This window comes from Zavarzinia compransoris, assembly GCF_003173055.1.
Lineage (GTDB): Bacteria > Pseudomonadota > Alphaproteobacteria > Zavarziniales > Zavarziniaceae > Zavarzinia > Zavarzinia compransoris.
The window spans coordinates 313,922-336,979 of sequence record NZ_QGLF01000004.1 but is presented as its reverse complement, the minus strand read 5'-3'; the positions used below and the strand labels follow the sequence as shown (position 1 = coordinate 336,979).

Sequence of the window (23,058 nt, the reverse complement as noted above, 5' to 3'; positions counted from 1 at the left end):
CTTGCCTTATCGGCCCGGCCCTGCGCCGGCAGGCCGCCTTGCCATGACCGGGGGACCGGACACGGATCGGCGCCGCTTCCTGGCCGGCGCCGTGCTGGGCGGGACCGCGGTCGCGGCCGGCGCCCCCCTGGCCGCGGCCAGGGCGCAGACGCCGCCGACGCCGGGGCTGAAGCCGTCCCCGCCGCTCCCGTCCGACACGGCACAGGCCGCCCTGCCGGCCGCCCCGGCCGTCCTGCCCGAACGCATCGAATGGCGCATGGCCACCGCCTGGCCCAAGGGCCTGGCCGGCGCCGGCAAGGCGGCGGAACGCCTGGCCCAGCGCATCACCGACATGTCGGGCGGGCGCCTGACGGTGAAGGTCCACGGCGCCGGCGAACTGGCCCCGGCCCTGGACGGTTTCGCCGCCGTCGCCGACGGCCGCGCCGACATGGCCCATGATCTTGCCGCCTATCACATGGCCCGGCACCGCCAGGCCGCCTTCTTCACCGCCGTGCCCTTCGGCCTGACGGCGAACGAGCACGCGGCCTGGGTGCTCTACGGCGGCGGCCAGGGGCTTTGGGACGAGATCTATGCCCCCTTCGGGGTGAAGGCGTTCCTGGCCGGGACCTCGGGCACCCAGATGCTCGGCTGGTTCCGCAAGGAGATCCGCTCCGGCGAGGATCTGCGCGGCCTGAAGATGCGCAGTTCCGGCCTCGGCGCGGAGGTTCTCGCCCGCCTCGGCGTCGCCACCGCCAGCCTGCCGGCGGGGGAAATCCTCCAGGCCCTGCAAAGCCGCAGCCTGGACGCGGCCGATTGGGCCGGGCCTTACAGCGACCTCGCCCTCGGCCTGAACCAGCAGGCGGACTATTACTACGGCCCCAGTTTCCACGATCCCGCGGGCGCCCTCGAACTCCTGGTCTCGAAGGAGAAATTCGAGGCCCTGCCGGCCGACCTGAAGGCGGTGGTCGCCGCCGCCGCCCAGGCCGCCTGCGACGATCTCTGGGCCGAATGCGCGCTGCGGAACGGCGAGGCGCTGGCCACCCTGATCGCCAAGGGCACCAAGGTCGCCCGGGTCTCGAACGAGGTGATGATCGCGCTCGGCAATGCCTCCGGCGAACTCCTGGCCGAGGAGCGGGAGAAGGCGGACGCCACCGGCCGGAAGATCTTCGAATCCTACCTGAAGGCGCGCAACACCCTGACCGCCTATACCAGGATCGGCGAACAGGCCGTCGCCAATGCCCGCGCCCTGGCCTTCAAATACATCGAGTGACGGCGATCACACCTAAATCGGCGACAAGGTGCTTGACCGCGGCGCGCGGCCGCGTTCCCTTGTCATCATGCTGAGGGGTAGATCTGTCATCGCGCTGGCGGCCTTGTGTGCCGTCGCGGCCTGTGCCGAGTTGGGCGAGACTCCGGCGCCGTCGTATCATGCTGCGCCCGCCTCTGCCGCACCCGCCGTGCCGCCGGTGATGCCGAGCCGACGCCCGGTGCCGAAAGCCGTCGCCCCGGTTACCGAGCCGGCCGCGCTGGCCCCGGCGGTGCCGCCGCCCGCCGTCATCGGCACCGCGGAGGTCGTCGCCCCGGTGGCGCCGGCCTCGCCCGCCCCGGCCGAGATCGCGGTGGGCAGCCCGCCGCCGGCGGCCACCGCCGCCACCGTAGATACGGGCGCGACCCTGGCGAGGCCGCCGGACAAGGCGCTGCGCCTCGCGCTGCGCGCCCCCAGCCGCCTGCCGAGCCAAGGCAGCGGCACCCTAGCCCTGCCGATCGAGGCCCGCCTCAGCAACATCAGCGCGGCCATCGCCCGCCTCAGCGCGCCCACGCCCTGCGATGTCGCGACCTGGCAGATCCTCGATCCCCGGGGCAGCGTGATCCTGGCCAAGGAAGCCGACCTCTGCGCCCAAGTGGTGGCGGAATCGACCCTGAAGCCGGGCGAGACCCTGATCAGCCGCGACCGCATCGACATTCCGGGCGCCCTGCTCGCCAGCGGGCGCTATCGCCTGCGCTATGCCTTCTGGGGCGCGGTGGCCGAGGCCGACATCACCATCCAATAGGCGTCGTCACGCCACCTGCCGGAAATAGCGGCTGGGCGGCTCGCCCAATTGCCGCCGGAACATGGTGGTGAAGGCGGCGACGCTGTCATAGCCGAGATCCATGGCGACGGTGGTCACCGCCTCCCCCTCGCCGAGGCGCGGCAGGGCGGCGAAGATGCAGGCGCGCTGGCGCCATTGCGCGAAACTGAGGCCGGTCGCTCGCCGGAAGGCGCGGGTGAAGCTGCGCCGGCTCATGTTCAGGCGGTGGCACCAGCCGTCGATCGTGGCATGGGGATCCGGCGCCTGGGCGAAATCGTGGCAGGCCTGATAGAGCGGCCCGCCCGCCGGCATGGGCAGGCTGTAGGGCAGCGGCGGCAATTCGCGCAATTCGTGCAGCAGCAGGTTCATGATCAGCGCCGCCCGCCCCTCGGCGTCATATTCGACCGGGAGGTCCACCGCCTCCAGGATCAGGGCGCGCATCAGGGGCGTGATCCGCACCACCCGGCACTCCTCCAGCAGGCCGTCGATCGCGTCCGGCTCGATGAACAGGCTGCGGGTGCCGAGCGGCATGCCGGTCGAGCGCATGGAATGGGTCACCCAGGGCGGGATCCAGACCGCGCGGTCCGGCGGCACCAGCCAGGTGCCCGCCTCGGTGCCGACCAGCATCACGCCCGAGGTGGCATAGAGCAGCTGCGCCCGCCGGTGCCGGTGCGGCGCCTTCTCGTAGCCGGCAGGATAATCGTTGCCGACCGCCAGCACCGCCCGGGGCACGGCTTCATATTCTGCAACGCTGACATTCCGGACCATGGCCCACTCGCGAAATTGATCGACCCGCCTGCGATGGTAGGTCACGCGCCAGACAATAGTATCGCTGACTGGAGAGCACGGCCACAGCAACGGCCGGGAGAACGACATGAGCGACACGACCCTGAATCCGGCCGGGCGCGAGCCGTCGGCAGCGGGCGCCACCTTGATGGTGCTGCTGGCGATCAGCTTCTGCCATATGGTGAACGACCTGCTGCAATCGCTGCTGCCGGCGATCTATCCCATGCTGAAGGATAATTTCGCCCTGACCTTCAGCCAGATCGGCCTCGTCACCTTCACTTACCAGATGACCGGCTCGATCCTTCAGCCGGTGGTCGGCATCGTCACCGACAAATATCCGAAGCCCTATTCGCTGGTGGTCGGCATGGGCCTGACCATGGGCGGCCTCGTGCTGATCTCCCAGGCCTGGAGCTATAGCGCCGTGCTGGCGGGCGCCGCCCTGCTCGGCACCGGCTCGTCGATCTTCCACCCCGAAGCCTCGCGCATCGCCCGTCTCTCCTCGGGCGGCCGGCACGGCTTCGCCCAGTCCCTGTTCCAGGTCGGCGGCAATGCCGGTTCCGCGATCGGCCCCCTGCTGGCCGCCTTCGTCATCCTGCCGAACGGGCAGAGCGCGGTCGCCTGGTTCGCCGGCGTCGCCCTGGTGGGGATGAGCGTGCTGTGGCAGATCGGCACCTGGTACGGCCCGCGCCGCGCCCTGGGGGGCAAGCCGAAGCGCGCCTCGGTCGACGGCGTCACCCTTGGCCGCGGCCAGGTCGCGGGTGCCATGGCCGTGCTGATCGTGCTCATGTTCTCGAAGTTCATCTATATGTCGAGCTTCCAGAGCTATTACACCTTCTTCCTGATCCACCGTTTCGGCCTCGGCATCGAGGAGGCGCAGCTCCGCCTCTTCGTCTTCCTCGGCGCGGTCGCGGTCGGCACCATCGCGGGCGGCCCGATCGGCGACCGCATCGGCCGGAAATACGTCATCTGGGGCTCGATCCTGGGGGTGCTGCCCTTCACCCTGGCCCTGCCCTACGCCAGCCTGTTCTGGACCGGCGTGCTGTCGGTGATCGTCGGCCTGGTGCTGTCGTCCGCCTTCTCGGCCATCGTCGTCTATGGCCAGGAATTGATGCCGGGGCGGGTGGGCATGGTGGCCGGGCTGTTCTTCGGCTTCGCCTTCGGCCTCGGCGGCCTCGGCGCCGCCGTGCTCGGCCGGATCGCGGATGCGACCAGTATCGAATATGTCTATACGCTCTGTTCCTACCTGCCGGCCCTCGGGATCCTGACGGTCTTCCTGCCGACCCTGAAGGAAAGGCGCTGAGCGGCGGTCAGGGAGCGGCGGTCAGGGAAACGTGGTGGTGATGGTCATCGAGCGCTTCAGGGTCTTGGTGACCGGCGTCTTCTCGATGATCTCGGCCAGCCGGGCGCGCTGGTCGGCGTCGAGGGGCGCGCCCAGGGACACCTGGCGCCGGATCGTCTCCACCCCCGCCTCGTCGCGGGCGAAGGTGGCGACGACCTCGATCCGGCCGAGCTCCCAGCCCTTCCGCGCCGCATAGAGGCGCAGCGTCGCCGACGAACAGGCGCCGAGCGACGCCAGCAGCAATTCATAGGGCGCGGGCGCCCGGTCGGTGCCGCCGTTGCCCTGCGGCTCGTCGGCGGTCAGGTGGTGCTGGCGGCAGGTGATGTCCTGGAACACGCCTTCGGTGCTGACGGTCGTTGCCTTGGCCATGATCCCCCCTCAGGCCGCCCATTGGCCGGCGGCAATGGCGATGAAGATAACGAAGCCGAGCCGGCTGTTCGACTTGAAGCGGGCCAGGCATTCGGGGCTGTCATCGAAATCGGTCGTCGCCGCCTGCCACCCGAGATGCAGCGCCGCCGCCCCGAGCCCGAGCCAGAACGGCCAGCCCAGCCCGGCCAGCGCCCCTGCGGCGCCGGTCAGCGCGACCATGCCGCCATAGACCAGCCACAGGAACGGCCGGGTCCGGTCGCCGAGGCGCAACGCCGTCGACTTCACGCCGACGACGGCATCGTCCTCCTTGTCCTGATGGGCATAGATCGTGTCGTAGCCGAGCGTCCACAGGATGCCGGCGAGATAGAGCAGCACCGCCGGCCAGCCGAGATCGCCCCTGACCGCCGACCAGCCGACCAGCGCCCCCCAGTTGAAGGCGATGCCAAGCACGGCCTGCGGCCAATGGGTGATCCGCTTCATGAAGGGATAAACCGCGACCGGCAGCAGCGAGGCGATGCCGAGCCAGACCGTGAACATGTTCAGCGACAACAGCACCAGCAGCCCCGCCAGCGCCTGCGCCGCGAGAAAGGCGAAGGCCGCCCTCACCCCGATGGCGCCGGAGGGCAGCGGCCGGCCCCGGGTGCGCGCGACCCGGGCGTCGATATCCCGGTCGGCGATGTCGTTCAAGGTGCAGCCGGCGCCGCGCATCACCGCCGCCCCGACGAAGAACAGCAGCAGCAGGCGCCAGTCCGGCAGCGCGCCCGCCGGCGCGGCCAGGGCCGCCGACCACCAGCACGGCAGCATCAGGAGCCAGATGCCGATCGGCCGGTCGGCCCGGGCAAGGCGGAGGTAGGGCCGGAGCACCGCCGGCATATGATCGACCCAGGTGACCGGGGCGGCGTCAGCGGGCCGGGCTTCGCCCTGGGGCGTGGGCTGGGCTTCGCCCTGGGGAAACGGCGTGGTGGGCATGTTCATTCCCCTGTGCTAACCGGAAAGCCGCATCGTCTCAAGGAGCAGAAAGCCGAAATGTCCGAGCGCCCGCGCCATCGCCTGTTCGTCGACGCCGATCTCGCCCCCGGCATCGCCGTCGCCCTCGACGACGGGCAGGCGCATTATCTGACCCATGTGCTGCGTCTTGGTGACGGCGACAAGGTGGCCGTCTTCAACGGCCGCGACGGCGAATGGTGCGCCGGCCTCGCCCGCCAGGGCAAGAAGGGCGCGGCGCTGATCCCCGCCGAGTCCCTGGCGCCCCAGCCGGTCGAGGCCGACACGAGCCTGGTCTTCGCGCCGATCCGCGGCGCCAAGGTCGAATTCGTCGCCGAAAAGGCGACCGAACTCGGCGCCACCCGCCTGATCCCCGCCGTCACCCGGCGCACCGTGATCGACCGCGCCAATGCCCAGCGCATGCGCGCCAATGCGGTCGAGGCCGCCGAGCAATGCGGCCGCCTCGCCGTGCCCGCGATCGAGGACATCCGCAAGCTGGACCAGATCTTGGGCGCCTGGAACCCGGCGGTGCCCCTGTTCTTCTGCGACGAGGCGGGCGATGCCCCTCACCTGCTCGATGCCGCCCGGGATATCGGCGCGGGGCCGGCGGCCCTGCTGATCGGGCCCGAGGGCGGCTTCGATCCGGTCGAGCGGGTGCTGCTGCGGCGCCTGCCCTTCGTCCGCCCGTCCGGCCTCGGCCCCCGCATCCTGCGCGCCGAAACCGCGGCGATCGCCGGCCTTGCCCTGCTGCAGGCGGCGCGGGAGCGCTGATCAGCCCCTTTTCACATGCCGGACCTGCATGGGCCGGCGCTGGACAGCGCCTTCTCCTTTCGGCTAGTCAATGTGCCGGTCATCAGGGGAGGTGAGACATGTCGGGTATACAAACGGCCGGCGCGCCGATCGAAAACCGGCAGCAGCTCGTCGACTGGATGGCCGGCGGGGGCAAGCCCAAGGCGGAGTGGCGGATCGGCACCGAGCACGAGAAATTCGGCTTCCGCCTCGACGATCTCGGCCCCGTCCCTTATGACGGCGACCGCGGCATCCGCGCCATGCTGGAGGGCCTGCGCCGCTTCGGCTGGGCCCCGGTCCTCGAGGGCGACCACATCATCGCGCTGGAGGCCAACGGCGCCTCCATCAGCCTGGAGCCCGGCGGCCAGTTCGAATTGTCCGGCGCGCCCCTGCAAACCATCCACGAGACCTGCGGCGAAGTGGCGACCCACCTCGAACAGGTGCAGACCGTCGCCCGCGAACTCGGCCTCGGCTTCATCGGCCTCGGCTTCGCGCCGACCTGGAAGCGGGAAGAGGTGCCGGTGATGCCCAAGGGGCGCTACGACATCATGCGCGCCTATATGCCGAAGAAGGGCAATCTCGGCCTCGACATGATGCTGCGCACCTCGACCGTGCAGGTGAACCTCGATTTCGCCTCCGAGGCGGATATGGTCGCCAAGCTGCGGGTGGCGCTGGCCTTGCAGCCGGTCGCGACCGCGCTGTTCGCCAATTCCCCCTTCACCGAGGGCAGGCCCAACGGCTTCCAGTCCTACCGCGCCCATATCTGGTCGGATACCGACCCGGACCGCACCGGCCTGCTGCCCTTCGCCTTCGAGGACGGTTTCGGCTTCGAGGCTTATGTCGAATGGGCGCTCGACGTGCCCATGTATTTCGTCTATCGCGACGACCGCTATATCGATGCCTCCGGCCAGTCGTTCCGCGATTTCCTGGACGGCCGCCTGCCCGCCCTGCCGGGCGAGAAACCCCATCTCGGCGACTGGTCGGCCCATCTGACCACCCTTTTCCCCGAGGCCCGGGTGAAGCGCTATATCGAGATGCGCGGCGCCGACGGCGGCCCCTGGAAGCGGCTGTGTGCCCTGCCCGCCTTCTGGGTCGGGCTGGTCTACGACGACCAGGCGCTGGCCGCCTGTCTCGACCTGGTGAAGGACTGGACGGCGGAGGAACGCCAGGCCCTGCGCGCCGCCGTGCCGCGCCTGGGCCTGCGCGCCCCCTTCCGCCGGGGCACCGTGCTCGACCTCGCCCGCCCCCTGGTCGAGATCGCTGACGCCGGCCTGAAGCGCCGGGCCGCGGTCAACGGCCTCGGCAGCGACGAGACCCTGTTCATCGAAGTCCTGAAGAAGACGGTCGACAGCGGCCGCAGCCCGGCGGACGACTTGCTGGACGCCTATCAGAACCGCTGGCACGGCGACATCACCCGCCTGTTCGCCGAATACGCCTATTGAGGCGGCGGCGATGGCGGGCCGGCGCGTCCTGACCATCCTCGGCCACCCGTCCGGGGACAGTTTCTGCGCCGCCGCGGAAGCCGCCTATGCCGAGGCCGCGGGGGCCGCGGGGGCCGAGGTCACCCGGCTCCGGCTGGGCGAGATGGCCTTCGATCCGATCCTCCGCCACGGCTACCGCAAGCGCCAGGACCTGGAGCCGGACCTCGAACGGGCCCGGGCGGCGATCCTGGCGGCGGAACACGTCGTCTTCGTCTATCCGATCTGGTGGGGTTCGGTCCCGGCCCTGCTGAAGGGTTTCCTCGACCGCAGCTTCCTGCCCGGCTTCGCCTTCGCCTATCGCGGCGACGGCCCGTCCCTGCCCGACAAATTGCTCAAGGGGCGCAGCGGCCGCCTGATCGTCACCCTGGACACGCCGGGCTGGTTCAACTGGCTGGCCTATGGCGCCCCGGGGCACCGGATGATGACCCGGACGGTCCTGAAATTCTGCGGCATCAGCCCGGTCGCGCGCAGCACCTTCGCCCCGGTGCGGAACTCCACCCCCGCCGCCCGCGCCGCCTTCCTGACGAGGCTGGCGGCGGCCGGGCGGCGCGACGCGCTCAGCGGGCGCTGAAGGCGGCGCGGGCGAAGAGCAGCATCACCCAGATGGTGAGGCCGGCCGCGATCGCCGCCGGCAGGAAGGCCACGAGGCCCCAGAGCGAGCCCGGCCCGGCCGCATTGTCCCAGGGCGAGAGGCCGCGGTTGGCGGCGAAATTGGCCGCGAGATAGAATAGCGTATTGGCCCAGATGGCGAGGGTCAGCACCCGGACGATCAGGCGCCGGACCTTCTCCGTCCCGACCACCCGGTCGATCAGGGCGGCGACGGTCAGGGCCATGACCCCGTTCAGGATCGAGCCGACATGCATGGCGCGCCAGCCCCGCTCGCTGCCCGGAAACTCGAACCGGGCCGAGGGCAAGGGATCCAGGATGAAGCCGCCGAGGGCGACGAAGCCGATGAAAAAGCCGGCGACCAGCCCGGCGACGACGACGAGCGCGCCATGGCCGGCCAACCGGCGCGCATCAAGAGACAGGCCCTGCATGTTCTTCCTCCGCTTGCGGAACTTCGTCCGATCCGGCAACGAGCATAGAGGAAAACCGCGATCGGCCCTGCCGATCGAAAGAAGGGGGTTCCATGTATCGCCGACTGGCCGCCGCCCTGCTGAAAGCCGCCATGCTGACTGGGCTGGCGACCGTCCCGGCCGCCGCCGAGGGCCGGGGCCCCGGTGCCGTCTATCGCGCCCTCAAAGCCACGCCCGATGCCGAACTGACGATCGGGGGCGGCCATCTGCGCATCTTTTTCGCCGACGGGGCCCCCGGCCTCGACCGGGCTCTGGCGCTCGACTGGCTGCGGCGGGCGGCGACGGCGGCCAGCACCTATTTCGGCCGCTTCCCGGTCGATGAGGTCGGCATCCTGGTCGTCGCCGACGACGGCGACCGGGTGCGGACCGGCACCACCTATGGCTTTCGCGGCGCGGCCATCGAGGTCACCGCGGGCCGGCACGCGACCCGCGCGGCTTTCGCCCGCGACTGGGTGCTGACCCACGAGATGATCCACCTCGCCCTGCCCATGATGGCGGACCGGCACCTCTGGCTGCTGGAGGGCAGCGCGGTCTATGCCGAACCGATCGCCCGCGCCCTGGCCGGGCAGATCACCGCGGCCGACGTCTGGCGCGACTCGCTGGCCGGCCTGCCCCGGGGCCTGCCCGGGCCGGACGACCGGGGCCTGGACCAGACCCCCACCTGGGGCCGGACCTATTGGGGCGGCGCGCTGTTCTGCCTTCGGGCCGATATCGCCATCCGCCGGGCGACCGCGGGCAAGCGCAGCCTGCGCGATGCCTTCATCGCCATCAACCGGGCCAGCGGCGGCAATTCCGCCTTCTGGTCCATGGCCGAGGTCGTCGCCGCCGGCGATGCCGCGACCGGCACGACGGTCCTTGCCGATCTCTATGCCGAGATGGCGGAACGGCCGGCGCCGACCGATCTCGACCGCCTGTTCGCCGATCTCGGCGTCGCGGAACGGGGCGGCGCCGTCGTCTTCGACGAGGGCGCGCCCCTGGCCGCCCTGCGCCGGGCGATCACCGCGCCCTGATCCCCCGGGGGAGGGGAGAGGTGGGCGGTCAGGCGGCGGTGCCGCCCACCGTCAGGCCGTCGATCAGCAGCGAGGGCTGGCCGACGCCGACCGGCACGCCCTGGCCGGACTTGCCGCAGGTGCCGATGCCGGGATCGAGGGCCATGTCGTTGGCGACGGCGCGCACCTGGGTCAGGCAGTCCGGGCCGTTGCCGATCAGGGTCGCGCCCTTCACCGCCGGGCCCAGGCGGCCGTTCTCGATCCGATAGGCTTCGGTGCAGGTGAAGACGAATTTGCCCGAGGTGATGTCCACCTGGCCGCCGCCGAAATTGACGGCATAGAGGCCGTTCTTCACCGAGGCGATGATTTCGTCCCGGGTGGTGTCGCCGCCCAGCATGATCGTGTTGGTCATGCGCGGCATCGGGCTGTGGGCATAGGACTGGCGCCGGCCGTTGCCCGTGGGCGCCATGCCCATCAGGCGGGCGTTCAGCCGGTCCTGGAGATAGCCGACCAGGATGCCGTCCTCGATCAGGGTGGTGCGGTTGGTCGGCGTGCCCTCGTCGTCGACGGTGAGCGAGCCGCGCCGCCCGGGCAGCGTGCCGTCGTCGACCACCGTCACCCCCTTGGCCGCGACCTGGGTGCCCATCAGGCCCGAGAAGGCGGATGTCTTCTTGCGGTTGAAATCGCCTTCCAGGCCATGGCCGATCGCCTCGTGCAGCAGGATGCCGGGCCAGCCGGCGCCGAGCACGACCGGCATTTCGCCGGCCGGCGCCGCCACCGCGTCGAGATTGACCAGGGCCTGGCGCAGGGCCTCGTCGACCGCGCCCTGCCAATGGGCGGGGTCCATGTATTTGGTGTAGAAGCCGCGCTCGCCGGCGCCATAGCTGCCCGCCTCCTGCTTGCCGCCGTCCTCGACCACGACCGAGACGCCGAGGCGGACCAGCGGGCGGACGTCGCGCACCCGAAGGCCCGAGGCGCGGACGATCTCCACCACCTGCCAGGACGCCGACAGCGAGGCGGAGACCTGCCGCACGCGCCGGTCCTTGGCTCGCGCATAGGCATCGATCTCGGCCAGCAGTTTGGTCTTCGCCTCGAAGGGCACCGCGCTCAGGGGATTGTCGTCGACATAGAGCTTGGCGTTGGTGCCCGCCGGCGGGCCCGCCATAGTGCCGCCATGGCCGGCGGAAACCGCGCGCACCGTGCGGGCGGCGCGTTCGATCGCCTCCTCCGACAGGTCGGCGGCATGGGCGAAGCCCGTCGCCTCGCCGGCGACGGCGCGCAGCCCGAAGCCCTGCGAGGTGTCGAAGGTCGCGGCCTTCAGGCGGCCGTCGTCGAAGGCGAAGGATTCGGACTGGGCATATTCGAGGAAAAGCTCGCCGTCGTCGGCACCGGCCAGCGCATCGTCGACCAGGCGGTCGATTCGGACCGGATCGAGACCCGCGCGCTCGAAGAACAGGGCATCGGGGACGAGACGGTCGGCTTCGGACGGCGAGGTCATGATAGGCTGCTCCTTGGACATTCGCCTAATATGGTGTATCGAAAGCCGTTCGTCATCGTCCTGACGCCGATCATTCCTGGCACCGGTAATTTCCCGCACCGGCCATGATGCAGATCAATCGGCGCCTTGCGTCATAAGGTCGCTCCGGCCTTGCAGGGGCCGGCCGGGCACAGATTTCCCCGCCTCTCCGGCCCTGGCCCGGATCCTCCCGCCGCGACAATGCCTTGGACAATTTGTCCACTTGAGTCATAAGGTCTCGAAATCCGGACAGCTTATCGCCGGGCCGGATTCTGCGCGGCGCGTCACCTGTTGATCGCTGTTGCGCATGGCGGCGCGGTGATAGGTTTATCCACAAGGCCGGCGGAGAATCCGGGCCGAGCGGGCGATGCGCCCGGTCGCATGCCCGCTGGACCGGCCGGAACAGGTTTTCGAGGGGCGGCGGGGGCGCTTACGGCACGCCCGCCAACGCAAGCAAGCGGGAGTTGGATCGACCCATGGGTCTCAAGCTCAACAGGGCCGTCATCGGCCTATCTTCCCTGATCGCCGGGACGGCCCTGCCGGGCCTCGCCCTGGCGGCGCAACCGGAACATTGGCAGCTGAACATGCAGCCGGCGGTGACGCCGGTCGCGGAACAGATGCACAGTTTCCACGACCTGCTGCTCTGGATCATCATCACGATCAGCGTCTTCGTGGCCGGGCTGCTCGTCTACGTGATGTTCAAGTTCCGGTCCGGGGCCAACCCGAACCCGTCGAAGACCGCGCACAACACCTTGATCGAGGTGCTGTGGACGGTGGCGCCGATCATGATCCTGGTCGTGATCGCCATCCCGTCGTTCCGCCTGCTCTATGTCTCGGACAAGGCGGCGGATGCGGAGATGACCGTGAAGGTGCAGGGCTACCAGTGGTACTGGGCCTATTCCTATCCGGACGAGGGCGAGTTCGTGGTCGAATCGCGCATCGCCGCCCGCACCGAGGCCGAGGCGACGGACGGCAAGATCCGCCTGCTGTCGACCGACAACCCGCTGGTCGTGCCGGTCGACACCACGATCCGCGTGATCCTGACCTCGGACAACGTCATCCATTCCTGGGCCGTGCCCGCCTTCGGCGTGCAGAAATACACGACCCCGGGCCATGCCAACGAGACCTGGTTCAAGGCCGAGCAGACCGGCACCTTCTACGGTATGTGCCAGCAGATCTGCGGCGCCGACCACGGCTTCATGCCGGTCGAGGTGAAGGTCGTGTCCAAGGAGGAATATGCCGCCTGGATCGCCGCCCAGAAGGCGCAGGCCGGCCTGACCCCCGCCACCACCTCGGTCGCCGAGGCCGCTGCGGCCCCGGCCGCCCAGAACTGAACCGCCCGAGGAGACAGAACCGATGGCGAGCAACGCTGCCGCTCACGGGCATCACGATGCCCATGACAGCCACGACCACCATACCCCCACGGGTCTGCGGCGCTGGCTGTTCTCGACCAACCACAAGGACATCGGCACCCTCTACCTGATCTTCGCGGTCTTCGCCGGGCTGATCGGCGGCGCCATGTCGATGATCATCCGCCTGGAACTGCAAGAGCCCGGTCTCCAGTGGATCCATAACGGCCATATGTTCAACGTGCTGACCACCGGGCACGGCCTGATCATGGTGTTCTTCGTGATCATGCCGGCCGTCATCGGCGGCTTCGGCAACTGGTTCGTGCCGCTGATGATCGGCGCGCCGGACATGGCCTTCCCGCGCATGAACAACATTTCGTTCTGGCTGCTGGTGCCGTCCTTCGCGCTGCTGCTGATCTCGGTCTTCGTGCCGGGCATCGGCGCCGACGCCGGCGCGGGCACGGGCTGGACGATCTATACCCCGCTGTCGTCCAGCGTTTCGGGCGTGGTCAGCCACGACGGCCCGGCGGTCGACCTCGCGATCCTGTCGCTGCACCTCTCGGGTGCCTCGTCGATCCTGGGCGCGATCAACTTCATCACCACGATCTTCAACATGCGCGCCCCGGGCATGACCCTGCACCGCATGCCGCTGTTCGCCTGGTCGGTGCTGGTGACCGCGTTCCTGCTGCTGCTGTCGCTGCCCGTGCTGGCCGGCGCCATCACCATGCTGCTGACCGACCGCAACTTCGGCACGGCCTTCTTCGATCCGGCCGGCGGCGGTGACCCGATCCTGTTCCAGCATCTGTTCTGGTTCTTCGGCCACCCCGAAGTCTACATCATGATCCTGCCGGGCTTCGGCATCATCAGCCACATCATCTCGACCTTCAGCCGCAAGCCCGTGTTCGGCTATCTCGGCATGGCCTATGCCATGGTCGCGATCGGCGTGGTCGGCTTCGTCGTCTGGGCGCACCACATGTATACGACCGGCATCTCGGTCGATACCCGCGCCTATTTCACCGCGGCCACCATGGTCATCGCGGTGCCCACGGGCATCAAGATCTTCTCCTGGATCGCGACCATGTGGGGCGGCTCGATCCGCTTCACGACGCCGATGATCTGGGCGATCGGCTTCATCTTCCTCTTCACCGTCGGCGGCGTGACCGGCGTCGTGCTGGCCAATGCCGGCATCGATACCGCGCTTCACAACACCTATTACGTCGTGGCGCACTTCCACTACGTGCTGTCGCTCGGCGCCGTGTTCTCGATCTTCGCGGGCTTCTACTACTGGTTCCCCAAGATGTCGGGCTACATGTACTCCGAACTGCTCGGCAAGATTCACTTCTGGATCATGTTCATCGGCGTGAACCTGCTGTTCTTCCCGATGCATTTCCTCGGCCTTGCCGGCATGCCGCGCCGCATTCCCGACTATCCGGACGCCCTGGCGGACTGGAACCGGATCGCCTCCTATGGTGCCTATATCTCGGGCGCGAGCGTGATCTTCTTCCTCTTCGTCGTGCTGCACGCCTTCCTGTCGGGCAAGCGCGCCGCCGCGAACCCCTGGGGCGAAGGTGCGGATACGCTGGAATGGACCCTGCCCTCGCCGCCGCCGTTCCATCAGTTCAACGAACTGCCGGTGATCAAGCCGGGCAGCCACCACTGACCCGGCCAGGTTGGAGAAGCCTTAAGTGACCATCGTCACCGACACCCGTCTCTCCACCGCGCATGACCTCGGGCCCGCCTCTTCGGAGGCGGGCTTCGAGCCCCGCGCGTCGGATTTCTTCGCACTGCTCAAGCCGCGGGTGATGTCGCTCGTGGTCTTCACCGGGCTTGTCGGCATCGTGCTGGCGCCGGGTGGCATTCACCCCTTCATCGGCTTCACCGCCCTGCTGTGCATCGCCGTCGGTGCCGGCGCCTCGGGCGCGCTCAACATGTGGTATGACGCCGACATCGATGCCCGCATGTCGCGGACGCTGTCCCGCCCGATCCCGTCGGGGCGGTTGACGCCCGACGATGCGCTCGCCTTCGGCCTCATCCTCTCCGCCGCCTCGGTCCTGACCATGGGGCTGCTGGTCAACCTGCTGGCGGCCGCCCTGCTGGCCTTCACCATCTTCTTCTATGCCGTCGTCTATACGATGGTTCTGAAGCGGCGCACGCCCCAGAACATCGTCATCGGCGGCCTGTCCGGCGCCCTGCCGCCCGTCATCGGCTGGGCCGCGGTGACCAATGCGGTCTCGATCGAGTCGCTGTCGCTCTGCGCCCTGATCTTCTTCTGGACCCCGCCCCATTTCTGGGCCCTGTCGCTGGTCAAGGCGGCCGATTACGGCGCCGTCGGCGTGCCCATGATGCCGAATGTGGCGGGCCCGGAATCGACCCGGCGCCAGATCGTCGCCTATGCCGTGCTGCTGGCCCCGCTCGGCCTCGCCCCCGTCCTGCTCGGCTTTGCCGGCATGGTCTATGGCGTCGCCGCGGCCGTGCTCGGCCTCGTCTTCCTGGGGCTGGCCGTCCGCCTCTACGTGAAGCGGGACAATCGCGCGGCGATGCAGCTTTTCGCCTTTTCCATCCTTTACCTGTTCCTGCTCTTCGCGCTCCTGCTGGTCGAGCGCCTTGCAGGACTTGCCTGAGTGAGCGCCGCCATGCCGACATCCGAGATGCACCGCCGCCGCCGCGGCCGCAATATCGCGCTGGGCCTTGCCCTTGCCGGCTGGGTGGTGGTGATCTTCCTGGTCAGCCTGGTCAAGGTCTTCGGCCAATGAGCGGCGCCCGCAAAGGCCCCAACCACGGCCGCACCGCCCTCTACCTGTCGGCCACGGTCGCCGGCATGCTGGGGCTGACCTATGCCTCGGTGCCGCTCTACGACCTGTTCTGCCGGGTGACCGGCTACGGCGGCACGCCCCAGCGCGCCAGCGAGGCGGAAGCCCGCGCCGTGACCACGGACGCCCGGGAATTCACCATCCGCTTCGACGCCAATATCTCCGGCGGCCTGCCCTGGACCTTCAAGCCGGAACAGACGTCGGTGACGGTGAAGGCGGGCGAGCAGAAAGTGGTCTTCTACAAGGCCATCAACCATTCGGACCGTCCGGTCACCGGCCGGGCCACCTTCAACGTCACGCCCGACAAGACCGGCCCCTATTTCGTGAAGGTGGACTGCTTCTGCTTCACCGAGCAGACCCTTCAGCCGGGCCAGGACGTCGACATGCCCGTGCTCTTCTACGTCGATCCGGCGGTTTCCGACGACAACCGCCTGAACGAAGTCAAGACCATCACCCTTTCCTATACGTTCTTCCGGGATGCCAATGATGTGCCGGCCGCTTCGGCCACGCAGGGCGCCCCGGGTGCCACGACCAATTGACCGAGGATCCGTTCGAGGGAACGACAGCCATGGCGCATGCAGATACCCCCCAACACGACTACCACCTGCTCAGCCCGAGCCCGTGGCCCATCATCGGCGCCTTCTCGGCCTTTGCGATGGCGCTGGGCGCCATCCACTGGATGCATCCGGAGAGTTTCCTGAGCTTCCTGCCGGCAAAGAGCGTGCTGTTCTGGATCGGCTTCGCCGGCGTGCTCTACACCATGCTGGCGTGGTGGCGCGACGTGGTCGACGAATCGGTCCACAAGAAGGAACACACCCCGGTGATCAAGCTGGGCCTGCGCTACGGCATGGTCCTGTTCATCGCCTCCGAAGTGATGTTCTTCGTCGCCTGGTTCTGGGCCTATTTCGCCGGCGCGCTGTTCCCGACCGAAGCCATGGGCCATGTCTGGCCGCCGACGGGCGTCGAGACCTTCGATCCCTGGCACCTGCCCTTCATGAACACCGTCATCCTGCTGCTCTCGGGCACCACGGTCACCTGGGCGCACCATGCCCTGATCGAGGGCGACCGCAAGGGCGTGCTGCAGGGCCTGACCCTGACCGTGATCCTGGGCGTCTTCTTCTCCTTCGTGCAGGCCTATGAATATTCGCATGCCGCCTTCACCTTCGGCGGCAACGAGGCCGGCGCCAATTTCTATGCCGGCGCCTTCTTCATGGCGACGGGCTTCCACGGCTTCCACGTCTTCGTCGGCACCGTGTTCCTGCTCGTCTGCCTGATCCGCGCCTACAAGGGCCATTTCACCACCACCAGCCACTTCGGCTTCGAGGCGGCGGCCTGGTACTGGCACTTCGTCGACGTCGTGTGGATCTTCCTCTTCGCCTCGATCTACGTCTGGGGCGCGGGCAGCCACGTGGCCGGCGCCGGCCACTGATCGAAACCGGGAAGGAGCATTTCATGGCCAAGGCCCGTTGCCCTCGCTGCGGACAGGGCCCCCTGTTCACGGGCGGCCTGGCGCTGCGCGAGAAATGCTCCTCCTGCGGGCTCGACTACAGCGCGATCGATACCGGGGACGGCCCGGCCGTCTTCGTCATCCTGATCCTGGGCGCCATCGTCACCGGTGGCGCCCTCTGGCTCGAACTCCGGTTTCAGCCGCCGACCTGGGTGCACCTGATCATCTGGCTGCCCCTCATCCTGGGCGGCTCGATCTACATGCTGCGGCGGATCAAGACCGCGCTCATTCACCAGCAGTATCGCAAGCTCGGCTGGTAAGTGCTAAGAGGGGCCCATGGTCACCTCCCCCGCCCCCACCCCCGTTTCGCCCGCCGCCCCTGCCTCGCCCAGGGCGCCGCGCCGCTTCCGCCCGACCCTCTGGCCAACCGTGGTCACCACCATCGTCATCGGCCTGCTGCTCGCGCTCGGCGCCTGGCAGCTGAATCGCATGGCCTGGAAACAGGGCCTGATCACCGCCCTCGAGGAACGGCGCGGCCAGCCGGCGGTCGAACTGCCCGCGACGATCGACGATGCGGAAGCCTGGCGCTACCGCAACGTCACCGTGACCGGCACCTTCCGGCACGAGGACGAGATCCACATCATCGCCTATTCGCCCGCCGCAAAGCAGGGCTATCAGATCGTCACCCCCATGGTGCGGGCCGACGGCACCACGGTGCTGGTCAACCGCGGCTGGGTCCCGCTCGAATCCCGCGATGCCGCCAGCCGGCCGGACAGTCTCGCCGCCGGCACGGTGACCGTGACCGGCATGGCCCGGCCCGGCTGGCCCCAGGGCTATTTCGTGCCGGACAATTCGCCCGCGACCAATACCTGGTTCTGGGGCGACCTGCCGGCCATGGCCGTGGCCGCCCATGCGCCGGACGCCCTGCCCCTCTTCGTCGAGGCGGACAAGACCCCGAACCCGGGCGGCCTGCCCATCGGCGGGCAAAGCGTGATCAACCTGCGGAACGACCACCTGCAATATGCGATCACCTGGTTCGCCCTCGCCATCGGCGTCTTCGGGGTCTATTTCGCCTATCACTTCCGTCCGGACGAGCCGAAAACCCCATGACCGCCAACAGCGCCTATTCCCGCCTCGAAGACCGTTTCCGCCGGCTTTCGGCGGTCCAGGGCGCGCTTTCGGTGCTGCATTGGGACAGCGCCGCGGTGATGCCGGCCGGCGGGGCCGAAGTGCGGGGCGAGCAGATCGCCGCCCTGTCCCTGATCGCCCATGAACAGATCACCGCGCCCGAGATCGCCGACCTGATCGAAGCCGCGGCGACCGAGCCGCTGGAGCCGTGGCCCGCCGCCAACCTGAGCGAGATCCGCCGCAACTGGCGCCATGCGACCGCCGTCCCGGCCGATCTGGTCGAGGCGATCGCGCGCCAGTCGCATGAAACCGAACTGACGTGGCGCAGCGCCCGCGCCGCCAATGATTTCGCCAGCCTCGCCCCGCGCCTCCAGTCCCTCCTGGACCTCGTGCGCCAGGTGGCCGCCGCCAAGGCCGAGGCTTTCGGCCTGTCGCCCTATGACGCCCTGCTGGACGAATATGAGGCGGGGGGCCGTTCAGCCCGGATCGATCAATTGTTCGACGAATTGGGCGCCTTCCTGCCCGATCTCCGCGCCCGCGTGATCGAGCGGCAGAATGCCCTGCCCCCGGCCCTGCCGGTCGAGGGGCCGTTCCCGGTCGAGGCGCAGCGCGCCCTGGCCGAACGCATCCTGGACGTGCTGCAATTCGACCGCGCCCACGGCCGGCTCGACGTCAGCCATCATCCCTTCACCGGCGGCGTGCCCGACGACGTCCGCATCACCACCCGCTATGCCGAGGCGGACTTCACCCGCTCGCTGATGGGCGTGATCCACGAGACCGGCCACGCCCAATACGAGCGCGGCCTGCCCAAGCCCTGGCGCGGCCAGCCGGTGGGCAATGCCCGGGGCATGGTGCTGCACGAAAGCCAGTCCCTGCTGTTCGAGATGCAGGCTTGCCGGACGCCGGAATTCATCGCCTTCCTCGCCCCCCTGGTGCGCAGCGCCTTCGACCGCCGGGGCCCGGCCTATGAGGCGGCGAACCTCCAGCGCGTCTATCACAGGGTCAGCCCCGGCCTCATCCGCGTCGATGCGGACGAGGTCTGCTATCCCTCCCACGTCATTCTCCGCTATCGCCTGGAACGGGCGATGATCGCCGGCGACCTGAAGGTCGCCGACCTGCCCGGCGCCTGGAATGAAGGCATGGCCGCGCTTCTCGGCATCACGCCGCCGAGCGACGCCGACGGCTGCATGCAGGATATCCATTGGCCGGGCGGCAGTTTCGGCTATTTCCCGACCTATACGCTGGGCGCCATGGCCGCGGCCCAGCTTTTCGCCGCGGCGACGGCGGCGGATGGCGCCATCCTGCCCGGCATCGCCCAGGGCGATTTCAAGCCGCTGCTGGCGTGGCTGCGCCCCCATGTCCATGAGAAGGGCTCGAGCCAGACGACGGACGAAGTGCTGATCGGGGCGACCGGCCTGCCGCTGGGCACCGCCGCCTTCAAGGCCCATCTGGAGCGGCGCTACCTGAACGGCTGACGCCGGCTGTCAGCCGTGCCTGCGGTCAGCGGGCGGGGCCGTCCTCGCGCCGGGGGTTCAGCTTCTGGGCGAGCTCGGCCAGATTGTCGCGCGAGTCGATATAGACGGTCTTGTGCACCTTGCGGATCAGACCGTCCTCGGCCAATTGGCCCATGACGCGGGCCACCGTCTCGCGCGTGGTCGAGGCAAGGGCGGCGATCTCGGCCTGGGTCGGCAGGGGGTAGATCATCCAGCAGCCGGGCTTCACCGGATCGGGCTTGGCCAGGCGCAGCAATTCGATGCAGACGCGCTGATGGGCGCCCAGGGTGGCGAGATCCATGATCCGCTCGTCCGCCGTGCGGATGATATGGACCATTTTCTCGAGCACGCGGAAGGACACTTGATTCTGCTGGCGCAGCAATTCGTAGAAAGTCTCGCGCGAAAGCTCGGCGATACGGCAATCGCTCTGGGCGACGATATTGGCCGAGCGCGGCTGGCCGTCGATGGCCGACAATTCGCCGAAGAAATCGCCGGTCTTGACCCGCGCATAGGCGATCTCGCGCCCCTGGGACGAGAAATTCACCACATCCACCTCGCCCTCGATGACGAGATAGACGCCCCGGCAATCGCTTTGCCGGTCGAAGATGATTTCCCCCTCCTCGAAGCGGTGCCAGCGAGCAACCCGCGCGAGATCGGTCAGGACCGCCTCGGGCAGGCCCTGAAGAAGGGAGATCTTGGCAAGCTGGCTACCGGTCGACATGGCGGGAAGGGTACCCTACCGAGCTTTGAGGTCAATCGCCCGGTTTGGGGGACGACCGATATTTTTGTGACGTTGCGCACAGCCAGGGGCGCCGGGCGGTGGCAGAGTCCGCCTTGCCTCGCACCCGAGGCAGCCAACCCTGCACAAACTTTCACCCGCCTGCGACACCGCAGGCGGGTTTCTTTTCATGCCGCCCCCTTGCCCTCCTGAGCGGAGCGTCACATCCTAAAGCCATGAACATCACGATCAGCGAAGACGTGCCCAGTCTCGAAGGCAAATTGCTGGTGGCCATGCCCGCCATCGGCGACCCCCGATTCGAGCGCACGGTGATCTATATGTGCGCCCATTCGCCCGAGGGGGCGATGGGGCTGGTGGTCAACAAGCCGGCGGATCACATCAGCTTCACCGACCTGATGTCCCAGCTCGGCATCGAGATCGCGACCGATATCGACGGCATGCGCGTGCTGTCCGGCGGGCCGGTGGAGACCGGCCGGGGTTTCGTGCTGCATTCCGACGATTACCACCAGCCGACCACCATGGGCGTCGGCGAGCATGTCGCCCTGACCGCGACCATCGACATCCTGCGCGCCATCGCCACCGGCGACGGGCCGCGCCGCTGCCTCTTCGCCCTCGGCTATGCCGGCTGGGGCCCGGGGCAACTGGACGAGGAAATCCAGGCCAACGGCTGGCTGCATGTCGATGCCGATACCGAGCTGCTGTTCTCGCCCAATCTCGAAGCGAAATGGGCGCGGGCGATCGCCAAGCTCGGCTTCGACATCGCCCATCTCTCCGCCGAGGCCGGGCGGGCCTGAACCCGGGCAAAACCGCATCGGGCAAAACCGCATCGGGCGAAGCCGGATCGGGCAGGCCCCAGGTCAGTCCGGCACCGGCGGGGCGGGCATGAGGGGCAAGAATTCCACCGGTACGACGAAGGCCCTGCCCTGCCCGATCCACCCTCGAGAGCGCGGCGCTTTCAGCGTATTGAAAACCTTGAGGACGGTCTCGTTGATCAAGGGTTCGTCGCTGGGCTCGAAGATGCCGATGTCCTTCAGGGCGCCCGCGGCATCGACCGTGAACCTGACCTTGACCTGCAGCACCGTCTCCGTCTCGCGGAGCTCACGCGGAAGCCGGAAGAGACCAGGCTTGGCGAGCCGCCAGATCATCCAGGCTTTGAGATCCTCCAACCGCTTGAGCACCGGCCGGCCGAAGCGGCTGCCGTCGGCGAAGGCGACGAAAGCCTGTCCTTCCTGGCCCAGGACCGGCGGCGAGGGCGGCAGGCGCAAGCTGCGGAGCAGCCGCAGCCATTCGGCGTCGATGGCCGGCAGGAGGCTTTTCTGGGTCAGGCGAAGATCCGCAAGCGTGCCGTCGGGCCGGATCACGGCCTGGGCGACACTCAGCCCGTCGCGGAAGTAGGAATCGGTTGTCATCCCCTGGGGGCGCCACTTCAGGTCACCGCCCAGGGCCGCGATTTTCTCCACCACCAGGCTACGCCACTCGACCTCCTGGACGATCTCGACCGGCTGCGCGAAAGCACGCGGCGACAGCACCAGGACGAAAAGCAGCAAAAGCCCGAAACGAAGGCGCCAAAGCATCACACCCTCCCCGCCGGTCACCCCACGGCGCGGCATCCCGACATGCAGCCAGGATAAATCAGAGAGGGGGCGAGCACAATCAGGGCGGGACGGTCACCTTCCCGTCGCGTCGTATTTCTGGTCCAGGAGCTTGGCTGCCTCGACCAGCTTGACCACCGCGGCGCGGGCCTTGTCGAGTTCGGCGATATGCCCCTCGACGGTGGCCCTGGTCTTATCGTCGCCGTAAACCAGCTTGCCGTCGGCACCGCGCGTGGCCTTGCCCTGGGCAAGCCCATTGGCGATCCCCGCCAGTTCCGACACCGCCTTCCGCGTGGTGAGGGAGAGCGCCACATAGAAGGCCAGATATTCCCGCTGCCGCTGCAACATATTGGCCTGGGCGTTGGCGCGGAATTCCGGCGACAGCTCGAGATGGGCGGCGGCGGCCATGATCTCCTCGCCCTCGCGCTTGTAGAGCGCCTGAAGCTGGTCCGGCATGCCGGACAGGAGCACGTCGCTGTCGAGCAGCCGGCTGTGCAGCGCGGTCAGGCCCGTCTTGTCGGCCGGATCGAGGTTGGCGATGTTCCAATCGACCGAGCCGATCTGGGCGCTGTCGAGCAGGGTCCTGGCCGAGGCCCGGGTCGCCGCCGCCCGGTCCATGGCAAAGACGAGAAAGGTCGCATAGCGGTTGCCCGTGGTGATCGCGCCGAGGCGCGCCCGCGCCTCCGCCGGGGTCTTGGCGCCGGCAAGGGCTTCGAAGGTCGCGCGCTTCTGGCGGGCATCGCCATAGACCCCGCCATGGGTGCCCCAAAGCGCACCGAGGGCGAGCAGCGAGGCAAAGCCGAGGCGCAGCGCCTTGCGCCAATCCGCGCGCCAGACCGGAATGAAGGTCAGGCCGAAACCGACCGCCGCGCCCACGCCCGCCGTCAGCAGCAGGCCGACGACGCCCGCCCAGCCGAAGCCGTAGACCATGTAAAGCACGAGGACGGCGGACACCACCGCGAGCGCGAGAAGGCCGTAGCCGACATAGCGCACAAAGGCCGGCGGCGGCTTTCCGCCCTCGGCATAGCCATAGGCGAGAGTCTCATAGGCCTCGGCCGGCGGAACCGGCTGGGGGTCCGCGTCCTTGCGTTGGTCTTCGGAGGTCAAGAAATTCTCCTGGGCG

Annotated in this window: 24 protein-coding genes; 16 read left to right on the top strand and 8 right to left on the bottom strand. The window is 68.7% G+C overall.

Features of this window, described 5'->3' with window-relative positions:
- The first annotated feature begins 43 nt into the window (after positions 1–43).
- Together DKG75_RS15525 and DKG75_RS15520 are read left to right on the top strand one after the other, a co-directional pair.
- Positions 44–1,249, top strand: a complete 1,206-nt coding sequence (locus DKG75_RS15525; protein WP_109922039.1) for a TRAP transporter substrate-binding protein — start codon at positions 44–46, stop codon at positions 1,247–1,249.
- A gap of 217 nt (positions 1,250–1,466) precedes the next feature.
- A complete protein-coding gene (locus DKG75_RS15520) occupies positions 1,467–2,030 on the top strand; it encodes a hypothetical protein (protein WP_109922038.1) in 564 nt (187 codons plus the stop codon).
- A gap of 6 nt (positions 2,031–2,036) precedes the next feature.
- Here DKG75_RS15520 and DKG75_RS15515 read toward each other — a convergent pair whose 3' ends face one another.
- A complete protein-coding gene (locus tag DKG75_RS15515) occupies positions 2,037–2,816 on the bottom strand; it encodes an AraC family transcriptional regulator (RefSeq protein WP_109922037.1) in 780 nt (259 codons plus the stop codon).
- A gap of 106 nt (positions 2,817–2,922) precedes the next feature.
- On the opposite strand from DKG75_RS15515, the gene DKG75_RS15510 reads away from it, so the two are divergent.
- The gene (locus tag DKG75_RS15510; RefSeq protein ID WP_109922036.1) at positions 2,923–4,134 is read left to right on the top strand and encodes an MFS transporter; all 1,212 of its coding nucleotides are present in this window, start codon (positions 2,923–2,925) and stop codon (positions 4,132–4,134) included.
- Between the two features lie 21 nt (positions 4,135–4,155).
- On the opposite strand, the gene DKG75_RS15505 is transcribed toward DKG75_RS15510, so the two are convergent.
- Both DKG75_RS15505 and ubiA read right to left on the bottom strand, forming a co-directional pair.
- Entirely contained in the window at positions 4,156–4,542 is a 387-nt protein-coding gene (locus DKG75_RS15505) for an OsmC family protein (protein WP_109922035.1), read from the bottom strand.
- A gap of 9 nt (positions 4,543–4,551) precedes the next feature.
- Positions 4,552–5,415 carry a 4-hydroxybenzoate octaprenyltransferase gene (ubiA, locus tag DKG75_RS15500; RefSeq protein ID WP_243746554.1) on the bottom strand — a complete coding sequence of 288 codons (864 nt, stop codon included), beginning with the start codon at positions 5,413–5,415 and terminating at the stop codon, positions 4,552–4,554.
- A gap of 153 nt (positions 5,416–5,568) precedes the next feature.
- On the opposite strand from ubiA, the gene DKG75_RS15495 reads away from it, so the two are divergent.
- From DKG75_RS15495 to DKG75_RS15485, 3 genes are all read left to right on the top strand, one after another.
- Positions 5,569–6,297 (top strand): 16S rRNA (uracil(1498)-N(3))-methyltransferase, encoded by a 729-nt coding sequence (locus tag DKG75_RS15495; protein WP_109922033.1) that lies wholly within the window; start codon positions 5,569–5,571, stop codon positions 6,295–6,297.
- A gap of 98 nt (positions 6,298–6,395) precedes the next feature.
- On the top strand, positions 6,396–7,757 hold the full coding sequence (locus DKG75_RS15490; RefSeq protein WP_109922032.1) for a glutamate--cysteine ligase: 1,362 nt from the start codon (positions 6,396–6,398) through the stop codon (positions 7,755–7,757).
- Between the two features lie 10 nt (positions 7,758–7,767).
- On the top strand, positions 7,768–8,367 hold the full coding sequence (locus DKG75_RS15485; RefSeq protein WP_109922031.1) for an NAD(P)H-dependent oxidoreductase: 600 nt from the start codon (positions 7,768–7,770) through the stop codon (positions 8,365–8,367).
- Here the strand turns inward: DKG75_RS15485 and DKG75_RS15480 are convergent.
- Complete coding sequence (locus DKG75_RS15480) at positions 8,354–8,833, bottom strand: styrene oxide isomerase (protein ID WP_109922030.1); 480 nt, start codon at positions 8,831–8,833, stop codon at positions 8,354–8,356. The two genes, DKG75_RS15485 and DKG75_RS15480, sit on opposite strands and share 14 nt — an antisense overlap.
- A 92-nt stretch (positions 8,834–8,925) precedes the next feature.
- On the opposite strand from DKG75_RS15480, the gene DKG75_RS15475 reads away from it, so the two are divergent.
- Positions 8,926–9,882, top strand: a complete 957-nt coding sequence (locus DKG75_RS15475; RefSeq protein ID WP_109922029.1) for a gluzincin family metallopeptidase — start codon at positions 8,926–8,928, stop codon at positions 9,880–9,882.
- Between the two features lie 28 nt (positions 9,883–9,910).
- On the opposite strand, the gene tldD is transcribed toward DKG75_RS15475, so the two are convergent.
- Entirely contained in the window at positions 9,911–11,359 is a 1,449-nt protein-coding gene (gene tldD, locus DKG75_RS15470; RefSeq protein WP_109922325.1) for a metalloprotease TldD, read from the bottom strand.
- Between the two features lie 494 nt (positions 11,360–11,853).
- Here tldD and coxB point away from each other — a divergent pair, with 494 nt between their 5' ends.
- The 8 genes from coxB (at position 11,854) to DKG75_RS15430 (ending at position 19,586) form a co-directional block, all read left to right on the top strand.
- Positions 11,854–12,711: a cytochrome c oxidase subunit II gene (gene coxB, locus DKG75_RS15465; RefSeq protein WP_109922028.1), complete on the top strand. Its 858-nt coding sequence runs from the start codon at positions 11,854–11,856 to the stop codon at positions 12,709–12,711.
- A 22-nt stretch (positions 12,712–12,733) separates the two neighbouring features.
- Positions 12,734–14,386 (top strand): cytochrome c oxidase subunit I, encoded by a 1,653-nt coding sequence (ctaD, locus tag DKG75_RS15460; protein WP_109922027.1) that lies wholly within the window; start codon positions 12,734–12,736, stop codon positions 14,384–14,386.
- A 25-nt stretch (positions 14,387–14,411) separates the two neighbouring features.
- Complete coding sequence (locus DKG75_RS15455; RefSeq protein ID WP_109922026.1) at positions 14,412–15,347, top strand: heme o synthase; 936 nt, start codon at positions 14,412–14,414, stop codon at positions 15,345–15,347.
- Between the two features lie 128 nt (positions 15,348–15,475).
- Positions 15,476–16,075 (top strand): cytochrome c oxidase assembly protein, encoded by a 600-nt coding sequence (locus DKG75_RS15450; RefSeq protein ID WP_109922025.1) that lies wholly within the window; start codon positions 15,476–15,478, stop codon positions 16,073–16,075.
- Between the two features lie 29 nt (positions 16,076–16,104).
- Positions 16,105–16,965 (top strand): cytochrome c oxidase subunit 3, encoded by an 861-nt coding sequence (locus DKG75_RS15445; RefSeq protein WP_109922024.1) that lies wholly within the window; start codon positions 16,105–16,107, stop codon positions 16,963–16,965.
- 23 nt (positions 16,966–16,988) lie between these two features.
- Positions 16,989–17,303: a DUF983 domain-containing protein gene (locus DKG75_RS15440; RefSeq protein WP_109922023.1), complete on the top strand. Its 315-nt coding sequence runs from the start codon at positions 16,989–16,991 to the stop codon at positions 17,301–17,303.
- Positions 17,304–17,319: 16 nt separating this feature from the next.
- Positions 17,320–18,093 (top strand): SURF1 family protein, encoded by a 774-nt coding sequence (locus tag DKG75_RS15435; protein ID WP_109922022.1) that lies wholly within the window; start codon positions 17,320–17,322, stop codon positions 18,091–18,093.
- On the top strand, positions 18,090–19,586 hold the full coding sequence (locus DKG75_RS15430) for a carboxypeptidase M32 (protein ID WP_109922021.1): 1,497 nt from the start codon (positions 18,090–18,092) through the stop codon (positions 19,584–19,586). Before DKG75_RS15435 ends, DKG75_RS15430 begins: the two co-directional genes overlap by 4 nt.
- Before the next feature lie 25 nt (positions 19,587–19,611).
- Here the strand turns inward: DKG75_RS15430 and DKG75_RS15425 are convergent, their stop codons facing one another.
- On the bottom strand, positions 19,612–20,325 hold the full coding sequence (locus DKG75_RS15425; protein ID WP_109922020.1) for a Crp/Fnr family transcriptional regulator: 714 nt from the start codon (positions 20,323–20,325) through the stop codon (positions 19,612–19,614).
- A gap of 233 nt (positions 20,326–20,558) precedes the next feature.
- Here DKG75_RS15425 and DKG75_RS15420 point away from each other — a divergent pair, with 233 nt between their 5' ends.
- On the top strand, positions 20,559–21,137 hold the full coding sequence (locus DKG75_RS15420; protein WP_109922019.1) for a YqgE/AlgH family protein: 579 nt from the start codon (positions 20,559–20,561) through the stop codon (positions 21,135–21,137).
- 63 nt (positions 21,138–21,200) lie between these two features.
- Here the strand turns inward: DKG75_RS15420 and DKG75_RS15415 are convergent, their stop codons facing one another.
- The gene (locus tag DKG75_RS15415; protein ID WP_109922018.1) at positions 21,201–21,917 is read right to left on the bottom strand and encodes an energy transducer TonB; all 717 of its coding nucleotides are present in this window, start codon (positions 21,915–21,917) and stop codon (positions 21,201–21,203) included.
- A 93-nt stretch (positions 21,918–22,010) separates the two neighbouring features.
- A complete protein-coding gene (locus tag DKG75_RS15410; protein WP_109922017.1) occupies positions 22,011–23,042 on the bottom strand; it encodes a hypothetical protein in 1,032 nt (343 codons plus the stop codon).
- Positions 23,043–23,058: the final 16 nt, after the last annotated feature.